This window comes from Streptomyces sp. SCA2-17, assembly GCF_044336695.1.
On record NZ_CP117521.1, the window covers coordinates 5,159,358 to 5,181,668 of the forward strand.

The 22,311-nt window shown below is 74.9% G+C and carries 20 protein-coding genes; 8 read left to right on the forward strand and 12 right to left on the reverse strand.

The window, feature by feature from the left end; all coding sequences use genetic code 11:
• Window positions 1-11 precede the first annotated feature (11 nt).
• Entirely contained in the window at window positions 12-1,076 is a 1,065-nt protein-coding gene (hemE, locus tag PS271_RS23270; protein ID WP_398384306.1) for a uroporphyrinogen decarboxylase, read from the forward strand.
• An 18-nt stretch (window positions 1,077-1,094) separates the two neighbouring features.
• On the opposite strand, the gene PS271_RS23275 is transcribed toward hemE, so the two are convergent.
• Together PS271_RS23275 and PS271_RS23280 are read right to left on the reverse strand one after the other, a co-directional pair.
• Window positions 1,095-1,697 carry a nucleoside deaminase gene (locus PS271_RS23275; protein ID WP_398384307.1) on the reverse strand — a complete coding sequence of 201 codons (603 nt, stop codon included), beginning with the start codon at window positions 1,695-1,697 and terminating at the stop codon, window positions 1,095-1,097.
• Window positions 1,698-1,706: 9 nt separating this feature from the next.
• Window positions 1,707-2,609, reverse strand: a complete 903-nt coding sequence (locus tag PS271_RS23280; protein WP_398384308.1) for a nitroreductase/quinone reductase family protein — start codon at window positions 2,607-2,609, stop codon at window positions 1,707-1,709.
• A gap of 386 nt (window positions 2,610-2,995) precedes the next feature.
• Here PS271_RS23280 and PS271_RS23285 point away from each other — a divergent pair, with 386 nt between their 5' ends.
• Window positions 2,996-3,352, forward strand: coding sequence for a hypothetical protein (locus tag PS271_RS23285; protein ID WP_398384310.1), 357 nt, complete (start codon window positions 2,996-2,998; stop codon window positions 3,350-3,352).
• Between the two features lie 73 nt (window positions 3,353-3,425).
• Here the strand turns inward: PS271_RS23285 and PS271_RS23290 are convergent, their stop codons facing one another.
• The 8 genes from PS271_RS23290 to PS271_RS23325 form a co-directional block, all read right to left on the reverse strand.
• Complete coding sequence (locus PS271_RS23290; RefSeq protein ID WP_398384311.1) at window positions 3,426-3,851, reverse strand: lasso peptide biosynthesis B2 protein; 426 nt, start codon at window positions 3,849-3,851, stop codon at window positions 3,426-3,428.
• Window positions 3,848-5,731: an asparagine synthase-related protein gene (locus PS271_RS23295; protein WP_398384313.1), complete on the reverse strand. Its 1,884-nt coding sequence runs from the start codon at window positions 5,729-5,731 to the stop codon at window positions 3,848-3,850. Before PS271_RS23295 ends, PS271_RS23290 begins: the two co-directional genes overlap by 4 nt.
• Window positions 5,732-5,745: 14 nt before the next feature.
• A complete protein-coding gene (locus tag PS271_RS23300; RefSeq protein ID WP_398384315.1) occupies window positions 5,746-5,865 on the reverse strand; it encodes a keywimysin-related RiPP in 120 nt (39 codons plus the stop codon).
• Window positions 5,866-6,032: 167 nt separating this feature from the next.
• Window positions 6,033-7,409, reverse strand: a complete 1,377-nt coding sequence (locus tag PS271_RS23305; protein WP_398384317.1) for an FAD-dependent oxidoreductase — start codon at window positions 7,407-7,409, stop codon at window positions 6,033-6,035.
• A 41-nt stretch (window positions 7,410-7,450) separates the two neighbouring features.
• On the reverse strand, window positions 7,451-7,996 hold the full coding sequence (gene pcaG / locus PS271_RS23310; RefSeq protein WP_398384318.1) for a protocatechuate 3,4-dioxygenase subunit alpha: 546 nt from the start codon (window positions 7,994-7,996) through the stop codon (window positions 7,451-7,453).
• On the reverse strand, window positions 7,996-8,763 hold the full coding sequence (gene pcaH / locus PS271_RS23315) for a protocatechuate 3,4-dioxygenase subunit beta (RefSeq protein WP_398384320.1): 768 nt from the start codon (window positions 8,761-8,763) through the stop codon (window positions 7,996-7,998). The genes pcaG and pcaH overlap by 1 nt, the downstream gene beginning before the upstream one ends.
• Before the next feature lie 54 nt (window positions 8,764-8,817).
• The gene (locus PS271_RS23320; RefSeq protein ID WP_398384321.1) at window positions 8,818-10,008 is read right to left on the reverse strand and encodes a 4-hydroxybenzoate 3-monooxygenase; all 1,191 of its coding nucleotides are present in this window, start codon (window positions 10,006-10,008) and stop codon (window positions 8,818-8,820) included.
• A 96-nt stretch (window positions 10,009-10,104) separates the two neighbouring features.
• The gene (locus PS271_RS23325; RefSeq protein WP_398384323.1) at window positions 10,105-11,298 is read right to left on the reverse strand and encodes a thiolase family protein; all 1,194 of its coding nucleotides are present in this window, start codon (window positions 11,296-11,298) and stop codon (window positions 10,105-10,107) included.
• A 207-nt stretch (window positions 11,299-11,505) separates the two neighbouring features.
• On the opposite strand from PS271_RS23325, the gene hemG reads away from it, so the two are divergent.
• Both hemG and hemQ read left to right on the forward strand, forming a co-directional pair.
• Entirely contained in the window at window positions 11,506-12,966 is a 1,461-nt protein-coding gene (hemG, locus tag PS271_RS23330; RefSeq protein WP_398384325.1) for a protoporphyrinogen oxidase, read from the forward strand.
• A 5-nt stretch (window positions 12,967-12,971) separates the two neighbouring features.
• Window positions 12,972-13,688, forward strand: a complete 717-nt coding sequence (hemQ, locus tag PS271_RS23335) for a hydrogen peroxide-dependent heme synthase (RefSeq protein WP_398384327.1) — start codon at window positions 12,972-12,974, stop codon at window positions 13,686-13,688.
• A 153-nt stretch (window positions 13,689-13,841) separates the two neighbouring features.
• Here the strand turns inward: hemQ and PS271_RS23340 are convergent, their stop codons facing one another.
• Window positions 13,842-15,434 carry an alpha/beta hydrolase gene (locus PS271_RS23340; RefSeq protein WP_398384328.1) on the reverse strand — a complete coding sequence of 531 codons (1,593 nt, stop codon included), beginning with the start codon at window positions 15,432-15,434 and terminating at the stop codon, window positions 13,842-13,844.
• Window positions 15,435-15,698: 264 nt separating this feature from the next.
• Between PS271_RS23340 and PS271_RS23345 the strand changes: the two genes are divergently transcribed.
• The 4 genes from PS271_RS23345 to PS271_RS23360 all read left to right on the forward strand — a co-directional run bounded on the left by PS271_RS23345 (window position 15,699) and on the right by PS271_RS23360 (window position 21,407).
• The gene (locus PS271_RS23345) at window positions 15,699-16,421 is read left to right on the forward strand and encodes an NERD domain-containing protein (RefSeq protein WP_398384329.1); all 723 of its coding nucleotides are present in this window, start codon (window positions 15,699-15,701) and stop codon (window positions 16,419-16,421) included.
• 748 nt (window positions 16,422-17,169) lie between these two features.
• Window positions 17,170-18,348 (forward strand): imelysin family protein, encoded by a 1,179-nt coding sequence (locus PS271_RS23350; protein WP_398384330.1) that lies wholly within the window; start codon window positions 17,170-17,172, stop codon window positions 18,346-18,348.
• Window positions 18,345-19,562: a Dyp-type peroxidase gene (locus PS271_RS23355; RefSeq protein WP_398384332.1), complete on the forward strand. Its 1,218-nt coding sequence runs from the start codon at window positions 18,345-18,347 to the stop codon at window positions 19,560-19,562. Before PS271_RS23350 ends, PS271_RS23355 begins: the two co-directional genes overlap by 4 nt.
• Window positions 19,563-19,580: 18 nt before the next feature.
• Complete coding sequence (locus PS271_RS23360; protein ID WP_398384333.1) at window positions 19,581-21,407, forward strand: phospholipase C; 1,827 nt, start codon at window positions 19,581-19,583, stop codon at window positions 21,405-21,407.
• Between the two features lie 192 nt (window positions 21,408-21,599).
• Here the strand turns inward: PS271_RS23360 and PS271_RS23365 are convergent, their stop codons facing one another.
• On the reverse strand, window positions 21,600-22,013 hold the full coding sequence (locus tag PS271_RS23365) for a BlaI/MecI/CopY family transcriptional regulator (protein WP_398384334.1): 414 nt from the start codon (window positions 22,011-22,013) through the stop codon (window positions 21,600-21,602).
• Window positions 22,014-22,311: the final 298 nt, after the last annotated feature.

Genomic DNA, 22,311 nt, shown 5'->3' on the forward strand with positions numbered 1-22,311 from the left:
AGATTTGGGGCATGAGTGAGCGCAGCCAGCAGCAGACAGGCCGTACCGCCGCACACGACTCGGCGTTCCTGAGGGCGTGCCGGCGCGAGCCGGTGCCCCACACTCCGGTCTGGTTCATGCGGCAGGCGGGCCGCTCGCTCCCCGAGTACCGCAAGGTGCGCGAGGGCATCGCGATGCTCGACTCCTGCATGCGGCCCGACCTCGTCACCGAGATCACCCTGCAGCCGGTCCGCCGGCACGGCGTCGACGCCGCGATCTTCTTCAGCGACATCGTGGTGCCGCTCAAGGCCGTCGGCATCGACCTGGACATCAAGCCGGGCGTCGGCCCGGTCGTCGCCGAGCCGGTCCGCACCCGCGCTGACCTGGAGCGCCTGCGCCCGCTCGACGCCTCCGACGTGCCCTACGTGACCGAGGCCGTCCGCCAGCTCACCGGCGAGCTCGGTGCGACCCCGCTGATCGGCTTCGCGGGCGCGCCGTTCACCCTGGCGAGCTACCTCATCGAGGGCGGGCCCTCGCGCACGTACGAGAACACCAAGGCCATGATGTACGGCGACCCGGAGCTCTGGGCCGACCTCGTGGACCGCCTGGCCGGCATCACGTCCGCCTTCCTGGACGTCCAGATCCGGGCCGGCGCCTCCGCCGTCCAGCTCTTCGACTCGTGGGCGGGCGCCCTCGCCCCGGCCGAGTACCGCAACTTCGTGATGCCGGCCTCGGCCAAGGTCTTCGACGCGGTCGCGCACCACGGCGTGCCCCGCATCCACTTCGGCGTCGGCACGGGCGAGCTCCTCGGCCTCATGGGCGAGGCCGGCGCGGACGTCGTCGGCGTCGACTGGCGCGTCCCGCTGGACGAGGCCGTCCGCCGCGTCGGCCCGGGCAAGGCCCTCCAGGGCAACCTCGACCCGGCCGTGCTCTTCGCGGGCCGCGGCGCGGTCGAGACGAAGGCCCAGGAGGTGCTGGACGCGGCGGCCGGACTGGAGGGCCACGTCTTCAACCTGGGCCACGGCGTCCTGCCGAACACGGACCCGGACGCGCTGACGCGCCTCGTGGAGTACGTGCACGAGCGCACGGCCCGCTGATCTGCCGGCTGAGGCCGGCTATCGCATCAGGTCGCGGTAGAGGGGGTCGGTGAGGTCGCAGCGGACGTCACCGGCCAGCGCCGGGGGACGCGGCAGGAGCGACCTGCCGGCGATCTCGGCGAAGGACATGTCGATCTGCGGGACCCCGTACGAGATGAGCTTCTCGACGGACGTCCCGTAGGCGACGGCCCGCACCTGGCTCCACAGGAGCGCGCCCGCGCACATCGCGCACGGCTCGGCCGTGGTGACCACGGCGTGGTCCGGGAGGTGCAGGCCCGCCGCGGCCGCCTTGCGCAGCAGGGCGACCTCGGCGTGCGCCGTGGGGTCGTGGCCGGAGTCGTTGCTCGCCCCGGTCACGACGTTCCCGCCGGCGACGTCGACGAGCACCGCGCCGTAGGGCCACCGGCCGGCCGCGCGGGCGTAGTCGACGGCGTCCGGCATGGCGCGGCGGACCGCGGCCTCCAGGCCCGGCGGCCAGGTGCCGGTCCGGACGCGCACACGGGCGGGCGTACGGGTACGGGTTTCGGCCCGGGCTTCGGGTGCCGCGGCGAGCAGGGCGCCGCCGGCTGCGGCCGCCGCCCCTGAAAGGAAGCGGCGGCGCGACGAGTCGGAAGAAGTCACCCGGGCTTTCTAGCAGGCGGGTGACGGCCGGGACAGGACCCGGGGCGGGAAGGGGATCCCGGCGAGCGGCGGGAGCAGGATCTCCTCCTCGTAGGCGAGGTGCGCCGTCAGCTCCTCCGACATCCGCTCCAGCTCGGCGCGGAAGCGTACGGGGTCGGCGCCCGCGATGTCCGCCAGCAGCGCGCTCAGCTCCTGCTGCAACCGCGCCACGGTCCGGTGCTCGGCCCGAAGTCGCTCGAAGGCGGCGCCGAGCTCCGGGTGGTGGGCCTCCATCGCGGGGAACAAGTGCTGGTCCTCGCCGGCGTGATGGAACTCCAGCGACTGGCAGAACGCCAGGCAGTGCTGCCGGATCTGCAACCCCAGCCCCGGAATCCGCCGTTCGTCGCCCGGCGCGGCGGCGAAGTGGGCTTCGACCTCGGCGCGTACGTGCTTCAGCTGGGCGCGCAGCCAGGTGTGGACCTCCATGACCTTGTCGGCGAGCGTCCTGACCGGCGGCGCGTCGGTGCTGCCGGTGCGCTCCAGGACCACGACCGGCAGACGGCGCGAGGTGTTCGCCTGGTACGCGCCGTACCCCGGCGCCGCGCTCACCACATGGGCGAACAGCCGGTCGCGTCGCGCCCCTTCGGCGGGCACCGCCACCGCGCCGTACCGCTCGGTCCCGATCTCCACCTGGACGAGCGGGTGGGCCAGCAGGTTCCGGTACCAGTCGGGGTGCCGGGGCGCGCCCATGTTGGAGCCGACGACCAGCAGCAGTCCGCCGTGGCGGACGTAGCCGAGCGGCGTGGTGTGTTCCGTGCCGGACTTCGCGCCCGTGGTGGTCAGCAGGAGCAGATCGCCGCCCTCGAACGGGCCGCCGACCTTTCCGCCGTTGGCACGGAACTCGTCGATGACGGATTGGTTGAAGGAAGACATGCGTGTGGGCTTTCCGGGAAGTGCAGGATCGCGGCCGCCGTCAATGGGCGTGCGCATTCCTGGAGATGGGGATCCGCGCGAAGCGGAGGCAAGGAAGAAAAGGGCGCACAGAGCGCCGGGCGTGCGCGTACGAGCGCGCCGCTTGCGTCAGGCTCAGCCTGCGGAGGGTGAATTCACGGGAAGGACCCCTGCACTACGGGTGGTCGCCCGGCTGCCGGCCGGCCCACTTCTCTTTGGCCGGCGCCACGCGCCACGTTGCTCATTACACCTGCCGGTCCGGCTCGCGTCAAAACCGGAGAGCGACGGGTGTACGCGTCGCTTTGCATGTCATGCTCATGCCTGGATAGCGTGGTGATCACCGTTACCTACCACGACGGGGAACCCCCATGCACATAAGGAAGTTGGCGGCCACCGCCGTCACCGCCGCCGTTCTCGCGGGCGGCGCCGTCCTGACCGGCGGCGTCGCCGCGGCCGACGCGCGCGTCTCCGCCGCCGCGTCCTGTAGCTACGACACCCTGACGGCGCTGGAGAGCGTGAAGATCCGCACGGACCGGAAGCTGAACGCCACAGCCGTCGGCCTGCTCCCCAAGGGCAAGTCCGGCCGCGGCTGCGACCCGACCGGCACCGGCATCAGCGGCCAGTCCTACAACCTCTGCGGGAAGAAGGACAACAGCTGGGTCATCCTGAGCTACGGCGGGCACCGGGGCTGGGTCCCCAGCGCCTGCATCAAGCAGTGGCGCTGACCCAGGACGTGGATGGACCATCCAGTGCGCCCCGGGCGGGATCCCTGCCCGGGGCGCACTGCCGTCCGGGTGATTACCCCTTGCGCTCCCGCGGCGGGACCGAGACCAGGGTGCTGAAGCAGCCCGAGCCGGCCGGCTCGCCCACAGGCCGCCCGCCGGCCTCGACCCAGGCGTGCGCGGCGAAGGGGCCCGTGCGGACCCCGGTGCACCAGGTGGGCCACGTGCCGCGCAGCCGGCAGAGCAGCGCCGTGGCCAGGGAGCGGGGCACGCAGTACGGGCCGGCGCAGTGCGGGCTGGTGCCGGTGACCGTGGTGCGGGCGGCGAGCGCCTGGTCGTACGTCGCGGGGACGGCCCCCGTGCGCAGCGCGCCCAGCAGGGCGCGGACGTGACGGGGCGGCAGGCGGGCGATCAGGCGGGCCGCGCCGATCGCCACGTGTGCCGCGGCCCGCTCGCGCAGCGGCGGCTTCGGGCCCCGGGGGAGGACGACGGGGCCGCTCATGCCCGCACCGTCCACGTCCCCGAACCCGCGACGCCGGCGGCGCGTGCCCTGCCCGTGCCGCCCGCCGCCGCCCGCAGCCACGCCTCGGTGGCGAGGGTCTGTACGAGCGCGGGGCGTACGACGCCCTCGGCGCACGCCTCGGCGACGGCGGCCCGCAGCCGGGCGGCGTCGGCCAGGCCGTACTGGGCGAGCAGGAGGTCGTCGCACAGGGCGAGCAGTTCCGTGCGGTGGCGGCGGAACCCCGCGGAGACCTCCGCGTCCGTGTCCGCCTTGGTCGTGCGGCGCAGCACGGCATCGGGGACGATGCCGCGCATCGCCTCCGTCAGCAGGGGCTTGTAGTGCCAGGGGGTGGTGCGTTCGTGCAGGCGCACGGCCAGGCACGCCTCCAGCACGCGGTCGTCGAGGAAGGGGTAGGCCGCGGTCAGGCCGGTGCCCGCGACGACCTGTCCGTCGATGCGGGAGCAGCGGCCGGCGGTCTGCGCCAGCACGACGGCCTCGTGCCGGCCGCGCGAGCCCGCGAGCGGCCGGGCGTCCTCCGCGGCCACGCCGAGCAGGACGCGGGCCGCTTCGGCGGCTTCCGCCGTGGCCCACGGGACCATGCGCAGGTCCGGGCCCCAGCCGGAAGGGCCGTCCCGGCCGGGCGGCGAGGTGAGGGCCGCGGCCTGGTCACGGAGCCACGTGCCGTAGTCCCGGCGGTCCCGCAGCATGTCCAGGACGGAGCGGCCGGACCAGCGGCGCAGGATCCGGTGGGCGCGAGCGTGCCGCCAGCAGGTGCGCGGGTGGCTGCGCGCCAGGTCGTGGAGGTACGCGCGGCGGGCCCACACCACCTCGTCGCCGCCGTGCCCGCTGAGCCGTACGCGGCAGCCCTCGGCCGCCAGGAGCCCGGCGAGCGCGAGCACTTGGGCCTGGCCGCGCAGGCCCGGGTTCGGCTCGTCGGTGCCGGCGGGGTGCAGGAGGTCCGCGAACTGCGGAGGGCGCTGCCCGGGGGTCACGACGAGGCGCCGGGCGCCGGGCAGGTCGCGGGCGGCGAGGTCGGCCCACGCCGCGTCGTCGTCGCTCTCGTCGGCTCCGGTGCACGTCAGCGTGGTCAGGCCGGGCCGGTGCCGGTGGGCCAGGAAGCACAGCGACGTCGAGTCCAGGCCGCCCGACAGATCGCAGCCGATGCCGGGGCCGGGGCCCGTTGTTCCCGCGGCCTCCGCGGCTTCGACGCGGAACGCCACCGCCGTGGCCAGCGCGTCGCGCAGGAGCGGGGCGCCCCGGGACAGGGGCAGCTCCGGCTCGGGCGGATGCCACCAGCGCGCGGTGCGGCCGCGCCCGTCGGCCTCGATCAGCAGGCAGTGACCCGGCGGCACCGCCCGCACCCCCTGCCACGGCGGGGCGTCGGCCGCCGGATGCGGCACCGGCTGGTCCAGCAGCCGGGCCGCGAGCCACTGCCGGTCCGGACCGCTTCCGGTCAGGCGGGCCAGGGCGTCGGAACGGTCGGCCGCCACCACGGTGCCCGCCAGCGGCGTGAAGAAGACCCTCCGGAGCCCCGACGCGCTGCCCTGGACCCGGAGCCTGCCGCCCGCCGCGGCCACCGCGTGGAAGCTTCCCGGCAGGACCGTGCCGATCCGGTCCAGGTGCGCCATGCCCGTGCCGAGCCCCGCGGCCAGCCGGTTCAACCGGCTTGCGGTGACCGGGCACTGCCCGATCACCGCCAGCCTCGCACTGCCCGCCTCGCCGACCACGACCTCGTCCGCGCTCCAGTGGCCCAGCAGCCACGGCCGTCCCGACGCATGGTGGACGGACCGGGCGGCGAGGGGGCGCAGGAGTCCGGCCGCCATGCTGCCGGCTTCGCTGTCGGGCAGCACCGCGAACCAGCGCGCACTGCGGCCGGACATCCCGCTACCCGCCCTTACCAGTCACGCCAGCCGTTGAAGCCGTCCCACCGATTGCCCCACCAGCCCTGCGTGTCCTCTTCGAAGGTGCCGATCTCGATGAGCTCGGGCGATTCGTAGGTCTTCTTCTCGTCCACGGGATTCACCTCGGTCCTGACCGGAGTTCAGGCCTCCCTTTGGGGCCTGTCGTCAGCATCACGCCGTAATTCCGGAATGCGCAAGTGTCCGGGCATACGCACAATCGGGTGAATTTTCCGGCTTTCGTGCGTGTCGCATTGCGTCCCCGGTCGCTCCCCAGGCCCTCTCAAGCGTCCTTGACGGCCGCCGCCGCCCTGCGGGCCGCCACCAGCACCGGGTCCCACACGGGCGAGAACGGCGGGGCGTACCCCAGGTCCAGAGCGGTCATCTGATCCACCGTCATGCGTGCGGTGAGGGCCACCGCCGCGACGTCCACCCGCTTCGCCGCGCCCTCGCGCCCGACGATCTGCACGCCCAGCAGCCGCCCCGTGCCGCGCTCGGCGAGCATCTTCACCGTCATCGGGCGCGCCCCGGGGTAGTAGCCGGCGCGGCTCGTGGACTCGATGGTGGCGGTCACGTAGCGCAGGCCCTCGGCCCGCGCCTGGGCCTCCAGCAGGCCGGTCCGGGCGATCTCCAGGTCGCAGACCTTGCTGACGGCCGTGCCCACCACGCCGGGGAACGTCGCGTAGCCGCCGCCCACGTTGGTGCCGATGACCTGGCCGTGTTTGTTGGCGTGCGTGCCGAGGGGGATGTGACGGGTGCGGCCGGAGACGAGGTCGAGGACCTCCACGCAGTCGCCACCCGCCCAGACGTTCTCGTGGCCGCGCACCCGCATCGCCAGGTCGGTGAGCAGCCCGCCCGACGCGCCCAGCGGCAGGCCCGCCTCCCGGGCCAGAACCGTCTCGGGGCGGACACCGAGACCGAGGACGACCACGTCGGCAGGGTGTTCGCGGCCGGCCGTGGCGACGGCGCGGACCCGGCCGTCCGGGCCGGTCCGTACGGCGGTGACCTCGGTGTCCGTCACCACCTCGATGCCCATGCCGGTCATGGCGTCGCGCACGAGCGCCCCCATGTCGGGGTCGAGGGTCGCCATCGGCTGCGAGGACCGCTCGATCACCGTCACCGCCCAGCCGCGCCGGTGGAGTGCCTCCGCCGCCTCCACGCCGATGTACCCCGCGCCGACCACCACCGCCCTGCGGCCGGCCGCGCCGCCGTCCAGCGCGTCGACGAGCGCCCGGCCGTCGTCGAGCGTCTGCACCCCGTGCACGCCCGGCGCGTCGATGCCCTCCAGGGGCGGCCGGACGGGGCGGGCGCCGGTCGCGAGGACGAGCTGGTCGAAGCCGTGCCGGCGCTCCTCCCCGGACTCCAGGTCACGCACGAGGACGTGCTGCCCGTCGAGGTCGAGCCCGGTCACCTCGGTGCGCATCCGTACGTCGATGCCGCGGGCGCGGTGCTCCTCCGGCGTCCGGGCGACGAGCTCGTCCGGGCCGTCCACCACGCCGCCCGCCCAGTACGGGATGCCGCACGCGGAATACGACGTGAACCGGCCGCGCTCGAACGCGACGATCTCCAGCTCGTCCGGCTTCATGAGCCTGCGCGCCCGGGACGCGGCGGACATGCCTGCCGCGTCGCCCCCGACGACCACCAGCCGCTGTGCGGCCATACGCCGCTCCTCTCGGTCCCGGAACCCTTTGTGAGTTCCCGTCAGTCTCCTGCACTCCAGTCCAGGAAGACCGTCTCGCCTTCTCCCTGAAGCTTCACATCGAAGCGGTACGTCTCCCGCCGCCCGGCCTCGGGCCTCGCCAGCAGTGTGGCGCGCCGGTCAGCCGGCAGCGCGGCCAGCAGGGCGTCGCCTCCGGGCGGCGGCTCGGTGACGTACACCCGGGTGAACAAGTGCTGGTTCAGCCCGCGCGCGTGGACGCACAGGGCCAGGTACGGCGCGCCGCCCGGCCGCAGCGTGCGCAGGACGTAGTGCCCGTCCCGGTCTGTGGGCACGCGGGCCCAGCCGGTGAACGTCGCCCCGTCGCGGCGCAGGCTGCCCGGCGCGCCGGTGAGCGAGCCGTCCGGGGCGGCCTGCCAGAACTCCAGGAGCGCGTCGGACACGGGCGCGCCCTCCCCGTCGCGGACGTGGCCGTGCAGGGTCACGGCGGCGGGGTGACCGGCCGGGGCCGCGTCGCCGCCGCCCGGGAAGGGCAGGGCGGTGCCGTAGTACGGGCCGATGGTCTGGGACGGGGTCGGCGGCAGCAGCATCAGCGGGCCCCTCCGGTCTCGGTCCAGGTGGCGGACGGGCCGTCCAGGACGATGTCCCAGCGGTAGCCGAGGGAGCGGCCCGGTTCGCCCAGCGTGCGGTCGAGAGTGCTGACCAGCCGGGCGCGGCCCGCCGCGTCGCCGACGGTGCGCCGGATCAGGTCGGCCGGCAGGAGCGGGTCGCCGGGAAAGTACATCTGGGTCACGAGCCGCTGCGTGAACGCCGTGCCGAAGAGCGAGAAGTGCAGGTGGGAGGCGCGCCAGGCGTCGTCCGGGCTGCCCAGCGGATAGGCGCCGGGCCGGATCGTGACGAAGCGGTAGCGGCCGTCGTCGCCGGTGAGACAGCGGCCCGCGCCGGTGAAGTGGGGGTCGAGCGGGGCGGGGTGGCGGTCGAGCGGGTGGGCGTAGCGGCCCGCGGCGTTGGCCTGCCACACCTCCACGAGCTGGCCGCGCACGGGGCGGCCCCGGCGGTCCGTGACCCGCCCGGCGACGACGATGCGCTCGCCGATCGGCTCGCCGTGGTGCTGCCGGGTGAGGTCGTGGTCGAGGGGCCCGACGTCGGCGGCCCCGAAGACGGGGCCGGTCAGCTCGGCGGTCCCCGGCGCGAGGGGCAGGGGCACGGGTACGGCCGGCCTGAGCGGGGCGCGGAGGGCGACGGCTCGCGCGGCGGCGAAGGCGCTGTCCCCGGCGTCTGCGGGGTGTATCTGCTCCTGCGTCTGTTCCTGCGTCTGTTCCTGCGGGGGATGAGGTGCGGGTTCAGAAAGAGCCATGGCCCTGACCTACCCCGGGGCGTCCCCGGTGATCCCGCCCGGCCTGCCGTCAGGTCAGACCAGCGGCGCGCCCGCGTAGTTCTCGGCCAGTTCCGCCGCGGCCGCCGTGGGGCCCGTGACCCGGCGCAGCCACGCCAGCTGCATGGCGCGGTCGTACGCGTCGGCGCCCGGCGCCGCGTGCAGCATCGTCGTCAGCTCGTGCGAGAAGAACTGCGCCTGCCACACGCGCCGCAGGCAGTTGTCCGAATACCGGTCGAGGAGCGCGGCCGAGCCGGTGCGGTGCCAGTGCGTGAACGCCCGGGCCATGGTGACGACGTCCCCGAAGGCCAGGTTGAGGCCCTTGCCGGCGCTCGGCGGCACGATGTGCGCCGCGTCCCCGGCGAGCAGCAGCCGCCCGTACCGCATCGGTTCGATCACCTGGCTGCGCAGGCCGCTGACCGACTTGGAGAGGACGGGGCCGCGCCGCAGCCGCCAGTCCCCGGCGGCCAGCCGGACGTCCAGCTCGTCCCAGATGCGGTCGTCCGGCCAGTCGCGCGGGTCGGTGCCGTCGGGCACCTGGAGGTAGAGCCGGGAGACGGTGGGGGAGCGCATGCTGTGCAGCGCGAAGCCCCGCTCGTGGCCGGCGAGCAGCAGCTCGTCGCTGGAGGGCGGCACGTCCGCGAGGATGCCGAGCCACGCGTACGGGTACGTGCGCGCGTGCATCCGCACCGCACCCGCGGGCAGGGCGCGGCGGGAGGCCCCGTACGAGCCGTCGCAGCCCGCGACGAACTCGCACTCCAGCGTGCCCTCCTGGCCGCCCCGCCCCTCTTGCCCTCCCCGGACGAAGCGGACGAGCGGCTGCTCGCCGTCGGCCTTCTCGACGGCGACCACCCGCGTGCCGAACAGCAGCGGCGGCCCGCCCGCCAGCTGAAGGGCGATCAGGTCCTTGACCACCTCGGTCTGCGGATAGATCGTCACGGTGCGGCCGCCGGTCCGGGACGGCAGGTCCACGCGGTGCGCCTCGCCCTCGAAGCGCAGCTCGAAGCCGCGGTGGGTCAGCCCCTCGCGGTCCAGGCGGTCCCCCGCGCCGCACGCCCGCAGGACGTCCACCGAGCCCTGTTCGAGGATCCCGGCGCGCTGCCGCCGCTCGACGTACGCGCGGTCGCGGGCCTCCAGGACGACGCAGTCCACGCCCGCTTGGTGCAGCAGCCGCGCGAGCAGCAGGCCGGCCGGCCCGGCCCCGATGATGCCGACGGTGGTACGCATGTGCGGGCAACCTCCCCGGAGAGCGAGCGCCGTACGCGTCCTCGGCGTGCGCGCGATTCCGGGCGGGCGGCCCCCGGCTTTCGAGGACCGCGGCCCTCAGCGTTCGAGGACCAGTGCCTGCCCCTGCCCCACGCCGATGCACAGTGCGGCCAGCCCCGTGCCCGAGCCCGCCGCGGCGAGCTGGTGGGCGACCGACCCCGCGAGGCGCGCTCCGGAGCAGCCCAGCGGGTGGCCGATGGCGATCGCGCCGCCACGGGGGTTGACGATCCCGGTGTCGAGGTCCGGCCACTCCTCGAAGCATCCCAGGACCTGGGCCGCGTAGGCCTCGTTGAGCTCGAAATATGTCACGTCCGCAAAGGAGCGCCCGGCCTTGGCGAGGACGCGCCGCACGGCCTCCACGGGCCCGAGCCCGTAGAGCTCCGGCTCGATGCCGGTGGCCGCGGACGCCCGGATCCGCGCGAGCGGCTCGCGGCCCGTCTCGCGCAGCCCTTCCTCATCGCACAGCAGCAGCGCCGCCGCGCCGTCGTTGAGGGGCGAGGCGTTGCCCGCCGTGACCGTGCCGCCGTCCTTGCGGAAGGCCGGCTTCAGGCGGGCGAGGGCTTCCAGGGAGGTGTTGTCGCGGATCGTCTCGTCCCGCGGCAGCTCCACGCCCGGCAGCGGGACGACCTCGGCGTCGTACGCGCCCTCCGCCCACGCCCGCGCGGCCTTCCGGTGGCTGGCCAGCGCGTAGGCGTCCTGCCGCTCGCGCGTGATGCCGTACTTGTCCGCGATCAGCTCGGCGCCCTCGCCCAGCGGCGTCGTCCACCGCTCCGGCATCGCGGGGTTGGTCATCCGCCAGCCGAGCGTGGTCGAGTACAGCTCCTGGTGGGCCGAGGGGAAGGCCCGCTCGGGCTTCGGCAGGACGTAGGGCGCGCGGGTCATGGACTCCACGCCGCCCGCCACGACCACCGACGCGTCGCCGAGGGCGATCGTCCGGTACGCGTGGACGACGGCCTCCAGGCCCGAGGCGCACAGCCGGTTGACCGTCACGCCCGGCACCGTCACCGGCAGCCCCGACAGCAGCACGGCCATCCGGCCCACGTTGCGGTTCTCCTCGCCGGCACCGTTGGCGTTGCCGAAGACGACGTCGTCGATCCGGGCCGGGTCGAGCGCGGGGCTGCGGCCGACGACCGAGCGGACGACATGCGCGGCGAGGTCGTCGGGGCGCACGGAGGCGAGCGCCCCGCCGTACTTGCCGACCGGGGTGCGCACGGCGTCGACGACGTAGACGTCCCGGATGCGGTCGTTCATGGCACTCCTCCCGCGGGGCCCCGCGACCGGGGCCGCCGTGTGAACTGCTGTTCCTGAACTGCTGTCCTGGCCGGCCGCTGCCGAGTCTTCGGGCTGCCTCCGGCCGCTGTCAATGGGCAACCGGCCGATCGGTCGGTCGGGAGGCGCGGCGGGGCGTGGGCGGAGGGCGGCGGAGGGGCGTTTGAGGCCGTTTGAGAGAGTGGTCCCATGAGTGCAGCGGACTCCCCGGCCGTCTCCGCGGCGGCCTCCTCCAGGCAGCGTGCGGTCGTCATCGGCGGCGGGATCTCGGGCCTCGCCGCGGCCCTCCGGCTCGCGCGCGCGGGCGTCCGCGTCACGCTCCTGGAGAGCAGCGACCGCGTCGGCGGCAAGCTCCACGCGGGCGAGATCGCGGGCATGCCCGTGGACCTCGGCGCCGAGTCGGTGCTCGCCCGGCGCCCCGAAGCCGTCGAGCTCGCCCGGGCCGCAGGGCTCGGCGACTCCTTGCAGCCGCCCGCCGCGACCGCCATGCTCTGGACCCGCGGCGAGCTGCGCCCCCTCCCCACCGGCCACACCATGGGCGTCCCCGGCGACCTCGCCCCGCTCGCCGCCTCCGGCATCCTGTCCGCCGACGGCCTCGCGCGCGTCGCCCGGGACGCCGAGCTGCCGCACACCGACCCCGGCGAGGACGTCGCCATCGGCACGTACGTCGCCGAGCGCATGGGCCGCGAGGTCGTCGACCGGCTGGTCGAACCGCTCCTCGGCGGCGTCTACGCGGGCGACGCCTACCGCATCTCCCTGCGCGCCGCCGCCCCGCCGCTCTTCGAGGCCGCCCGCGCCCACCGCTCCCTCGGCGAAGGCGTCCGCGACCTCCAGGCCCGCGCCGCCGCCCGGCAGCAGACCGGCCCCGTCTTCATGGGCATCGAGGGCGGCGTCGGACGGCTGCCGCTCGCGGTCGCGGACGCCGTACGGGCCGCCGGCGGCGAGATCCTCACCCGTACGCGCGCGGACGAGCTCCGCCGCGACGGCACGGGATGGACCGTCCGCACGGGCGAGCGGACCCTGACCGCCGGCGCCGTCGTCCTCGCCGCGCCCGCCGCCGAGGCCGCGCGGCTCCTGCGCGGCGCCGCGCCCGCGGCAGCCGACGGGCTCGCCGCCGTCGAGTACGCCTCGATGGCCCTGGTCACCATGGCCTTCCGGCGCTCCGACGTGGAGGGCCTGCTGCACGGCAGCGGCTTCCTCGTCCCGCCCGTCGACGGCCGGACGATCAAGGCCTCCACCTTCAGCAGCAACAAATGGCGCTGGAACGCCGACGCCGGCCCCGGGCTGTTCGTCCTGCGGACCTCCATCGGCCGGTACGGCGACGAGGCCTTCCTGCAACGCGAGGACGCCGAGCTGGTGGCGGCCTCGCTCAAGGACCTCGGCGACGCGGTGGGCCTCGCGGCCGCCCCGGTCGAGACGCGCGTCACCCGCTGGGACGGCGGCCTGCCGCAGTACCCCGTGGGGCACCTGGACCGCGTCGCCCGCATCCGCGAGGCCGTCGGCCGCGTGCCCGGCCTGGCCGTGTGCGGCGCCGTCTACGACGGCGTGGGCATCCCCGCCTGCGTCTCCAGCGCCCACCGGGCCGCCGACGCCGTACTCGCCGTACTCGCCACCCTGGCCGAGGGCGCCGGGGACGGCAGGGGAGAATAGGAACCATGACTGACGACGCGCAGAAGATCCCGAACGCCGGCAAGAAGGCCAAGGACCTCAACGAGGTCATCCGCTACACCCTCTGGTCGGTGTTCAAGCTCCGCGACGTCCTGCCGCAGGACCGGGCCGGCTGGGCCGACGAGGTCGAGGAGCTGTTCGCGCAGCTCGCGCAGAAGGACGTCACCGTGCGCGGCACGTACGACCTCTCCGGGCTGCGCGCCGACGCCGACGTCATGATCTGGTGGCACTCCGAGACCTCGGACGCCCTCCAGGACGCGTACAGCCTCTTCCGGCGGACGAAGCTCGGCCGTGCGCTGGAGCCGGTGTGGTCCAACATGGCGCTGCACCGCCCCGCCGAGTTCAACAAGTCGCACATCCCGGCGTTCCTCGCCGACGAGACCCCGCGCGACTACGTCAGCGTCTACCCCTTCGTCCGCTCCTACGACTGGTACCTGCTGCCCGACGAGGACCGCCGCCGCATGCTCGCCGACCACGGCAAGATGGCCCGCGGCTACCCGGACGTCCGGGCGAACACGGTCGCCTCGTTCTCCCTGGGCGACTACGAGTGGATCCTCGCCTTCGAGGCGAACGACCTGCACCGCATCGTCGACCTCATGCGCCACCTGCGCGCGTCCGAGGCCCGCATGCACGTCCGCGAGGAGGTCCCGTTCTACACGGGCCGCCGCAAGGCGGTCGCGGACCTGGTGGCGGGGCTGGCGTAGTCCTGTACCGGCTTCTCGCCGTTGCAGCGGCATCTTTCTTCCGCCGCAGCGGCGAGAAACCATGTCGTAGGTGGTCGGCGGTGCCGTACGGGCCGTGGCCCCCGGCGGTGCCCCGCGGGGCCGTAGACCGGATCGGGCCGCGCCGGCCAGGCGCTACCGCCGGTGGGCCGGGTTCTTGCCCGCCCGCGCCGTCGGTTCCCGGCGCGGAGCGCACGACGCGTCGTGGGCCGGGACCGCGCCGTTCAGCAGGTAGTTCTCCAGGTGGCGGTTCACGCAGGTGTTCGGGCCGCCGCCGATGCCGTGCGTGCCCGCGCCCCGCTCGGTCACCAGCGCCGAGCCGGCCAATCGCCGCCGCAGCTCCAGCGCGCCCGAGTACGGCGTGGCCGCGTCCCGTTCCGCCGCCAGCAGCAGCGTCGGCGGGAGCGCGCCGCGCGCCGCCCGCACGTCGAGCGGCCGCTGCGACGGCGCCTTCCAGAAGGCGCACGGCAGGTTCATCCACGCGTTCTGCCACGTCTCGAACGGCGCCCGCCGCGCGAGCCGCGTGTTGTCGCGGTCCCACTTCTTCCAGGAGCGCGGCCAGCGCGCGTCGTTGCACTCGACGGCCGTGTAGACGGCGTTGGAGTTCTCAGCGGCCACCGCGCCGTTCGCGTCCGGCTCGGCGAGGGCGCGCAGCGACTTCGCGTCCCCCCGCAGGTAGGCGGAGAGGGCGCTCGCGCTGCGTGCCCAGTAGCTGTCGGTGTAGCCGACCTGGAGGAACGCGGCCTGGAGCTCCCCGGGGCCGACCTTGCCCGCGGGCTTGCGGGCCAGCCGGCGGCTCGCGCGCTCGTAGGAGGCGAGCACCCGCTTCGCGGTGCGCCCCAGGTGGTAGACGCGGTCGTGCCGGGCGACCCAGCGCCGCCAGTCGCTCCAGCGGGTCTCGAACGCCGCGGACTGGCTGAGGTTGCTGCCGTACCAGATCTTCTTGGGGTCGGGGTCGACCACGCTGTCGAAGACCATGCGCCGCACGTGCCCCGGGAACATCGTGGCGTAGAGCGCGCCGAAGTACGTGCCGTAGGACGCCCCCATGTACGTGAGCCGCCGCTCGCCGAGCGCGGCGCGCAGGACGTCCAGGTCGCGGGCGTTGTTGAGGCTGGTGAAGTGCTGGAGATCGGAGCCGCCGAGGCGCGCGCAGCTCTGCGCGTAGGCGCGCGCCTCGGCGACCTTCTTGCGCTTGTACGCGGGGGAGGGGTGCTCCGGCGCGTCGGTGGGGGCCTTCACGAAGCTCGCGGGGGACACGCACGACAGGGGCGCGGAGCGGCCGACGCCGCGGGGCGCGTAGCCCACGAAGTCGTACGCCTTCGCCAGGTTCTGCCACTGCGGGATCGCGGCGAGCAGCGGGAAGAACATGCCGGAGCCGCCCGGGCCGCCGGGGTTGTAGACGAGCGCGCCCTGCCGGCCGGACTCCGGGCCGGTGGCGCGGCCGCGGCTGACGGTGAGGCTGATGTGCTTGCCGTGGGGGTGGGCGTAGTCCAGCGGGACGGAGACGGTGCCGCACTCGAAGGGCTCGGGCAGGCCCTCCGCCTCGGGGCACGTGCCGAAGCGGATGCCCGCCGAGGCGGCTTCCCGGGCGGCTTCCTCCGCGCCGAGCGCTTCGGCGTAGCCGCCGGGCGCGTGGGTGCGGTCCGGGGCGATGGCGTCGGCCGGGGCGACGGCGAGCGTGGTGAGCACCAGCGATCCCAGGGCTCCGTACAAGGTGAGTGCTCTCACTGACCATCCCTTCCCGGCATTTAATGTGACAAAAGGGATGATTCGTGGGGTGTTTGACGATGTAAAGCACCGGGGGCGGGTGTCGCCGCGATGGGGCCGGATGAGGCCGGATACGGCCGGACGGGCCAAGCGGCGCGGCCGGACGGGCCAAGGGCGCGCGCCGGGGAGGGAATGGACGAGGCCCCGCGATCGGGGGGATGTCGCGGGGCCTCTGTCAGGGGAACGGTCCGCCGGACGGGTTGGTTCCCGCGCTTCTGCGGCAGTATGGCGGAGGGGGTGGTCTGCGTGCGGGAGCGGCCGGACGGCAAGAGGAGCGCGAACGGCAAGGAGTTCGACCCCGAGCGGCTGTTCCTGCCGCCCGACGACGACCTCGCGCCGAACCGGCCCGGCGAGACGCTCCGCGCTCGCCTTGACGGCTCCGGCGTTGCCGGGCCGTCCGGCCGCGCTCGCCTCGTGCTCGCCCGGCTGCTCGGGCGGCGGCCCGTGGAGGACGCGTGGCGCCGGGCGCTGGGCGCCGAGCAGTGCGTCGGCGCGGCGCTCGAAGGGCTCGCGGGCGGCGGCTGGGACGTGGTGCACTCCATCGTCCTGCCGGGGGACGCGATCGTCTCCCACCTGCTGATCGGGCCCGGCGGGGTCTTCGGCATCGCCTCACGGCCGGCGGCTCGGGCGCGGGTGCGGGTCGGGGTGTCGGAGGTGCGGACGGACCGCGAGCGGCATCCGCAGCCGTACGTCCGCGAGGCCCGGCACGACGCGGCCCGGGCGTCGCTCGTCCTCTCGCGCGGCTGCGGGTTCCTGGTGCAGGTGCGGCCGGTGCTGGTGCTCGTGGGCGCGCGGAGCGTCGAGGTCTCGCCGGAGCTGGACGACGTCCGGGTGCTGGGGGAGCGGGACGTGCCGGGGCTGGGTGCGTTCGGCGGGGTGCTGCACCCTGATCGCTCGCGGCGGGTCCATACGGTCGCGCGGAACCGGCGGGTATGGCTGTGGGCGTGACGGTGCGTCAAACGAGTGACGTATGGGCGTATTTCCCGACCGGGGCGGCGATCCGCCCCTAGCCTTGATCATGCGGTCGAGGACCACGGGGTGGCTGCGGTGCGGTACGTCGTGTCCGGCGGACGCTCGGGGATGAGGGGCTCCCTCCGGGGCGCCCCACCGCCGGACGCGCTCGCGCGCGGCGGCCGCCCTGTAACTCGACCGCGTTTGCCTTTGCGCGGGCGCGGGGCGGATACGGCCTGGCGGCCGTATCCGCTGCGGCGGTGCCCGGCGGTGCCGGTGGTACGTGGTGCGGGCTTCGGCTCCCGCACTTGTTGCTGCGGCAACGTCGCTTCCGCCGCGGCGGCGAGCAACCACCGCGGTGGTGTCCGGCGGTGCCGGAGGACGTGGTGTGGGAGTCGGCTCCTGCGCTGTTGCGGTGGCAACGCTCCTTCCGCCGCGGCGGTGTGCAACCACCGCGGTGGTGTCCGGCGGTGCCCTACAGGCTCGGCTGGTTCGGCACCGCCGGGATGGTGGTTGTTGGTTGCGCGCCGTTGCGGCGGGTGGGAGGTGCGGGTGCTTTGGATTGTTGAGGCGGCAAGGCCCTCCGCGGCGGTGCCGGAGGGCGTGGTGTGGGCGTCGGCTCCTGTGATTGCTGCGCTCCGCTGAGCGTGCGCTGTTGCCGCGCAACAACTGTCCGCCGCGGCGGTGTGCAACCACCGCGGCGGTGTCCGGCGGTGCCGGACGGACGGGATGGAGGAGGCGGTCGATGAGGCGTGGTCGGGTGGCGCGCGTCGCCGCTGTGGCCGTCGGCGGGGCCCTGTTCTCCCTTGCCGGGTGCGCTGGGGCGGAGCCCCCCGGCGACCGCGTCGACGCGTCGCCGCACCGCTGCGGCCACGGCTGGGGCCGGCACCCCCGCCCCGGTACGCACACGTTCACCCTGCACAACACCTCCGGTACCGCCGCCGAGGTCCAGCTCACCGACCCCCGCACAGGAGCCGTGTTCGGCGAGGCCGAAGGGATCGCGCCCGGGGCCGTCCGGACGATGCGAGCGCGGCTCGGCGCCGGCACGTACGCGTTCGTGTGCTTCGGCGAGGACGCCGACCCCGTCACCGGCCCCGCCGTCCGCATCCCGGGCCGCACGGCTGCCGGCTTCGCCCCCGCCGCCGTCCCCCTCACCGCCCACGACCTCATCCCGCCCACCCTGGACTACCAGCACTGGGTGACCACCCGCATGACCCGCCTCGCCGCAGCGACAGACGCCCTGCGCGCAGCCGTCCACGCAGCAGTTCGTACCGGCGACCTCCGAACCGCCCGCACCCGCTGGCTCACCGCCCACCTCGCCTACGCCCGCCTCGGCGCCGCCTACGACGCCTTCGGCGACGCGGGCGCAGCCGTCGACCGCACCACCGCCGGCCTGCCCCGCGGCCTGCGCGACCCGGACTTCACCGGCTTCCACCGCGTCGAACACGGCCTCTGGCACCACGAGCGCCCCGGCACCCTCATCCCCGCCACCGACCGCCTCGCCCGCGACGTCCGCGCCCTGCGCACGGCCTGGGCCGGCACCCGGATGGACCCCGCCGACCTCGGCCGCCGCGCGCACGAGATCCTGGAGGACACCTTGCGCGCCGAACTGACCGGCCGCACCGACTACGGCAGCGGCACCGGCCTCGCCACCGCCCGCGCCCACGTCGACGCCACCCGCGCCGTCCTGGACCGCCTCCGCCCCTTCCTCCGCACCCGCTACCCGGAGCTCCCGGCCCTCGACCGCCGCCTCGGCGGCCTCGCCCGCACCCTCGACGCCCACGCGCACGCCCACCACGGCGGCTGGACGCCCCTGTCCCGCCTCAGCCGTACGGAACGGGCCCGCATCGACGCCGCCGTCGGCGACCTCACCGAGCGCCTCGCGTCCGTCGCCGCGCTCTGCGACGTCCGGAGGACGCTGTGAGGCCCGTCCCCCGCCGCGTCCCGCGCCGCGGCCTCCTCCGCGGCGCCCTGGCCGCGGGCGCCGCCGGCGCCCTCGCGGCACCGGCCGCCGCCGGCACCCCCCGCCCCCCGGCGGTCCCCCGCTTCCACGGCCCCCACCAGGCCGCCGTCCTCACCCCGCCCGCCCGCGCCACCGCCTTCACCTCCTTCGACGTCACCGCCGCCGACCGGCGCGAACTCGCCGACCTCCTGCGTACCCTCACCGACCGCGCCCGCTTCCTGACCACCGGCGGCACCCCCGACCCCACCGGCATCACCGCCCCGCCCCCCGACTCCGGCCTCCTCGGCCCGGACCTCCCCTCCGACGGCGGCCTCGCCGTCACCCTCTCCGCCGGCGCCTCCCTCTTCGACGACCGCTACGGACTCGCCGGCCGCGCCCCCCGCCTGCTGCGCCCCATGCCCGTCTTCCCTGACGACGACCCCGACCCCGCCTGGTGCCACGGCGACCTCGCCGTCCAGCTCTGCGCCGACAGCCTCGACACCGTCCTGCACGCCCTGCGCGACCTCACCCGCCACACCCGCGGCGCGCTCCAGATCCGCTGGCGGATCAACGGCCACACCGCCCCGCCCCGCCCCACGGGCGCCCCCCGCAACCTGTTCGGCTTCAAGGACGGCACCTCCGGCCCCGATCCCCGCGACGCCCGCCTCATGGACCGCCTCGTGTGGACCGGCCCGGACGCCGGCGAGCCGCCGTGGGCCGCCGGCGGCAGCTACCAGGTCGTCCGGCTCATCCGCATGCTGACGGAGTTCTGGGACCGCATCCCGCTCTCCGAGCAGGAGCGCGTCATCGGCCGCAGCCGCGACACCGGCGCGCCCCTCGACGGCGCCCGCGAGAGCGACGCGCCCCGCTACGCCCACGACCCCACGGGCGAGGTGACCCCCCTCGACAGCCACATCCGCCTGGCCCACCCCCGCACCCCCGGCAGCGAGGCGCACCGGCTGCTGCGCCGCTCGTACAGCTACGACCGCGGCACCGACAGCAACGGCACCCTCGACCAGGGCCTGCTCTTCTGCTGCTACCAGCGCGACCCCGTGCGCCAGTTCACCGCCGTGCAGAAACGCCTCGCAGGGGAGCCGCTCACCGACTACGTCACCCCGTTCGGCGGCGGGTACTTCTTCGCCCTGCCCGGTGTGCGGGACCGCGCCGACTGGTACGGCCGCGCCCTGCTGGCCTGAACCGGAGGACCACCACGCATGAGCACCCGTAGCCGCACCCGTACCCGTACCCGTACCCGTACGAGAAGAGGCGCCGCCCTCGCCGCCGCCTTCGCCACCACCGCCGTCCTCGGCGCGTCCCCCGCCGCGGCCCGCTCCCCGCTCCCCGGCGACTGGAGCGCGACCGAGTCCCCGGTCGAGCACCTCGTCGTCGTCTTCGACGAGAACGTCTCCTTCGACCACTACTTCGCCACGTACCCGCATGCCGCCAACACCGACGGCACGCGCTTCACCGCCGCCCGCGGCACCCCCGCCAAGGTCGACAACCTGCGCACGGCGGGGCTCCTGCAACGCAACCCCAACCAGTACCCGCCGCGCCGGCTGTCCGCCCGGCAGGCCCTCACCTGCGACCAGAACCATTCCTACGGCCCGGAGCAGTACGCCGCCAACGGCGGGAAGGCCGACCGCTACGTGCAGAACACCGACTCCGGGAAGTGCTCGGGCCGGCTCTTCGGCGAGCCCGGCCTCGTCATGGACTACTACGACGGCAACACCGTCACCGCCCTGTGGAACTACGCCCAGCACTACGCCCTGAACGACCGCTCCTTCAGCACCACGTACGGGCCGTCCACGCCCGGGGCGCTCAACCTCGTCTCCGGGCAGACCCACGGCGTCGTCTCCACCGACCCCGCCTCCGGCACGGAGCGGCCCGAGCGGACCGCCTCGCCGGATCCACGCGTCGTGACCGCGCCGGACGCCGACGGCGTCGGCACGGTCCTCGCCGACCCCGAGCCCGCCTACGACGACTGCTCGAACAAGGACCGCAGCGGGCACAGCCCCCTCGCCGAGATGACCGGCCGCACCATCGGGGACGTGCTCACCGACGAGGACGTCTCCTGGGGCTGGTTCCAGGGCGGCTTCCGCCCCAGCACCCCCTGGGACGGCCGGCCCGGCCACCACGCGCGCTGCTCCGGCCGTACGCACACCAACGCGGGCGGCGCGCGCGTGATCGACTACAGCCCGCACCACGAGCCGTTCCAGTACTACCGCTCCACGGCCAACCCGCACCACCTCCCGCCGCGCTCCGTCGCCGAGATCGGCCACGCCGGGCGGGCGAACCACCAGTACGACCTGACCGACTTCGACGCCGCCCTGCGCGCGGGGCGGCTGCCCGCCGTCAGCTTCCTCAAGGCCCCCGCCGCGCGGGACGGGCACGCGGGCTACTCCGGGCCGCTCGACGAACAGCGGTTCCTCGTGGAGTGGATCAACAAGATCCAGAACGCGCCGCAGTGGAAGGACACCGCGGTCGTCGTCGCCTACGACGACTCCGACGGCTGGTACGACCACGCCTACGCGGCGCCGCGCAACGGCTCCCGGCTCGCGGGCAAGGGCCCGCACGGCAAGAGTCTGGACGGGCCGGCCTGCCGGGCGGCGCCCGCGGCGGCCGGCGGGCACGCGGGGCGGTGCGGGCCGGGGCCGCGGCAGCCGCTGCTCGTGATCTCGCCCTACAGCAAGGTCAACGCGATCGACCACACGCCGACCGAGCAGACGTCGATCTTGAAGTTCATCGAGTGGAACTGGGACACCGACCCGGTCGGCGGTTCGTCCTTCGACACGCGCGCCGGCTCGCTGCTCGGCATGTTCGACTTCGCCCACCCGAACGGGAAGCGGGTGCTGCTGAACGCGGACGGGTCGGTGCGGTCGGTCGGCGACATCCGCAAGGTCGATCCCGTGATGACGGACATCGTCGACGGCGACGCCCCGGACGACGACCCGACCGACCCGGTCGCCTTGGCGGCGACCAGCACCGTGACGTGCGGGGCGACGGCGCTGCTGCTGCGCCGCCGCGCACGACGCAGGGTGTGACGTGCGATCTCCGGCTCCCGCGACATCCCTCCGCCGCGGCGGTGATCAACCACCACGGCGGCGTCCGGCGGCGCCGAGCCGACCTGGGGTGGTTCCGGCACCGCCGGGGTGCGCCGTCGTGGTTTTTCGCCGTCGCGGCGGACATTCCTTGCCTGCGGCAAGGAGGCTGCTCCCGGCCGCCGGGCGCCCTCCCTACCTCGGGGACGGGATCACGATGCCGAGGCCGTCCGACAGGACCGCTCGGAGGAGGAGGGCGTCCTCCGGGGGGAGCTCCGAGGCGAAGCGGGCCAGGACCACCTCGCGGTCCGGGAGGCCGTCGAGGATGCGGCACATGCGGCGCGCCGCCAGCCCCGCCTCGTCCGTGACCGGTGCGTACGCGTACGCGCGCCCCCGCGGGGTCCGGGTGAGGACCTCCTTGCTGAGGAGCCGGGAGAGGATCGTCACCACCGTGCTGTACGTGAGCTCGCCGGACAGCCGCGCCTGCACCTCGCGCGGGGTCAGCGGCCCCTCCGCCCGCTGCAGCGCGGCGAGGACCTCGCCCTCCAGCGCCCCGTTCGCGCGGCGTCGGGGGAGGCGCACCACGACGGGCGGTGTGGCTGTTTCCATGGTGTTCCGGCGGTCCTTCGCTTGTTTCGCGGGGTATGACCCAAGATTTAATGCTTTTACAAGGAAGTAAAACATTACGCTATGGGTGCGCACCCCATAGGGTCGAGCGGTGTTCGAACGACGAAAAGGGCGACGAAGAGGGGCGCGTGCCACGCATGCCCGGAAACTATCCGCTCCGGCCGGCAGCCGGTCCTCCGGCCCTGCCCGCCGTAGACGCGCCGCCCCCCGCAAGAGCGGGTTCGCCGGCCTGAGCCGGCTCGCCCGGGCGGCCCGGCTGAACCGGCTGAGCCGCCTCCGC

Coding starts and splice junctions, on each gene's coding strand:
- PS271_RS23350 (WP_398384330.1), top strand. CDS start 17,170: ATGAGGCGTGGTCGGGTGGCGCGCGTCGCCGCTGTGGCCGTCGGCGGG.
- hemE (WP_398384306.1), top strand. CDS start 12: ATGAGTGAGCGCAGCCAGCAGCAGACAGGCCGTACCGCCGCACACGAC.
- PS271_RS23325 (WP_398384323.1), bottom strand. CDS start 11,298: ATGAACGACCGCATCCGGGACGTCTACGTCGTCGACGCCGTGCGCACC.
- PS271_RS23345 (WP_398384329.1), top strand. CDS start 15,699: ATGGCGGAGGGGGTGGTCTGCGTGCGGGAGCGGCCGGACGGCAAGAGG.
- pcaG (WP_398384318.1), bottom strand. CDS start 7,996: ATGCTGCTGCCGCCGACCCCGTCCCAGACCATCGGCCCGTACTACGGC.
- PS271_RS23295 (WP_398384313.1), bottom strand. CDS start 5,731: ATGTCCGGCCGCAGTGCGCGCTGGTTCGCGGTGCTGCCCGACAGCGAA.
- PS271_RS23365 (WP_398384334.1), bottom strand. CDS start 22,013: ATGGAAACAGCCACACCGCCCGTCGTGGTGCGCCTCCCCCGACGCCGC.
- PS271_RS23285 (WP_398384310.1), top strand. CDS start 2,996: ATGCACATAAGGAAGTTGGCGGCCACCGCCGTCACCGCCGCCGTTCTC.
- hemG (WP_398384325.1), top strand. CDS start 11,506: ATGAGTGCAGCGGACTCCCCGGCCGTCTCCGCGGCGGCCTCCTCCAGG.
- pcaH (WP_398384320.1), bottom strand. CDS start 8,763: ATGGCTCTTTCTGAACCCGCACCTCATCCCCCGCAGGAACAGACGCAG.
- hemQ (WP_398384327.1), top strand. CDS start 12,972: ATGACTGACGACGCGCAGAAGATCCCGAACGCCGGCAAGAAGGCCAAG.
- PS271_RS23290 (WP_398384311.1), bottom strand. CDS start 3,851: ATGAGCGGCCCCGTCGTCCTCCCCCGGGGCCCGAAGCCGCCGCTGCGC.
- PS271_RS23305 (WP_398384317.1), bottom strand. CDS start 7,409: ATGGCCGCACAGCGGCTGGTGGTCGTCGGGGGCGACGCGGCAGGCATG.
- PS271_RS23320 (WP_398384321.1), bottom strand. CDS start 10,008: ATGCGTACCACCGTCGGCATCATCGGGGCCGGGCCGGCCGGCCTGCTG.
- PS271_RS23360 (WP_398384333.1), top strand. CDS start 19,581: ATGAGCACCCGTAGCCGCACCCGTACCCGTACCCGTACCCGTACGAGA.
- PS271_RS23280 (WP_398384308.1), bottom strand. CDS start 2,609: ATGTCTTCCTTCAACCAATCCGTCATCGACGAGTTCCGTGCCAACGGC.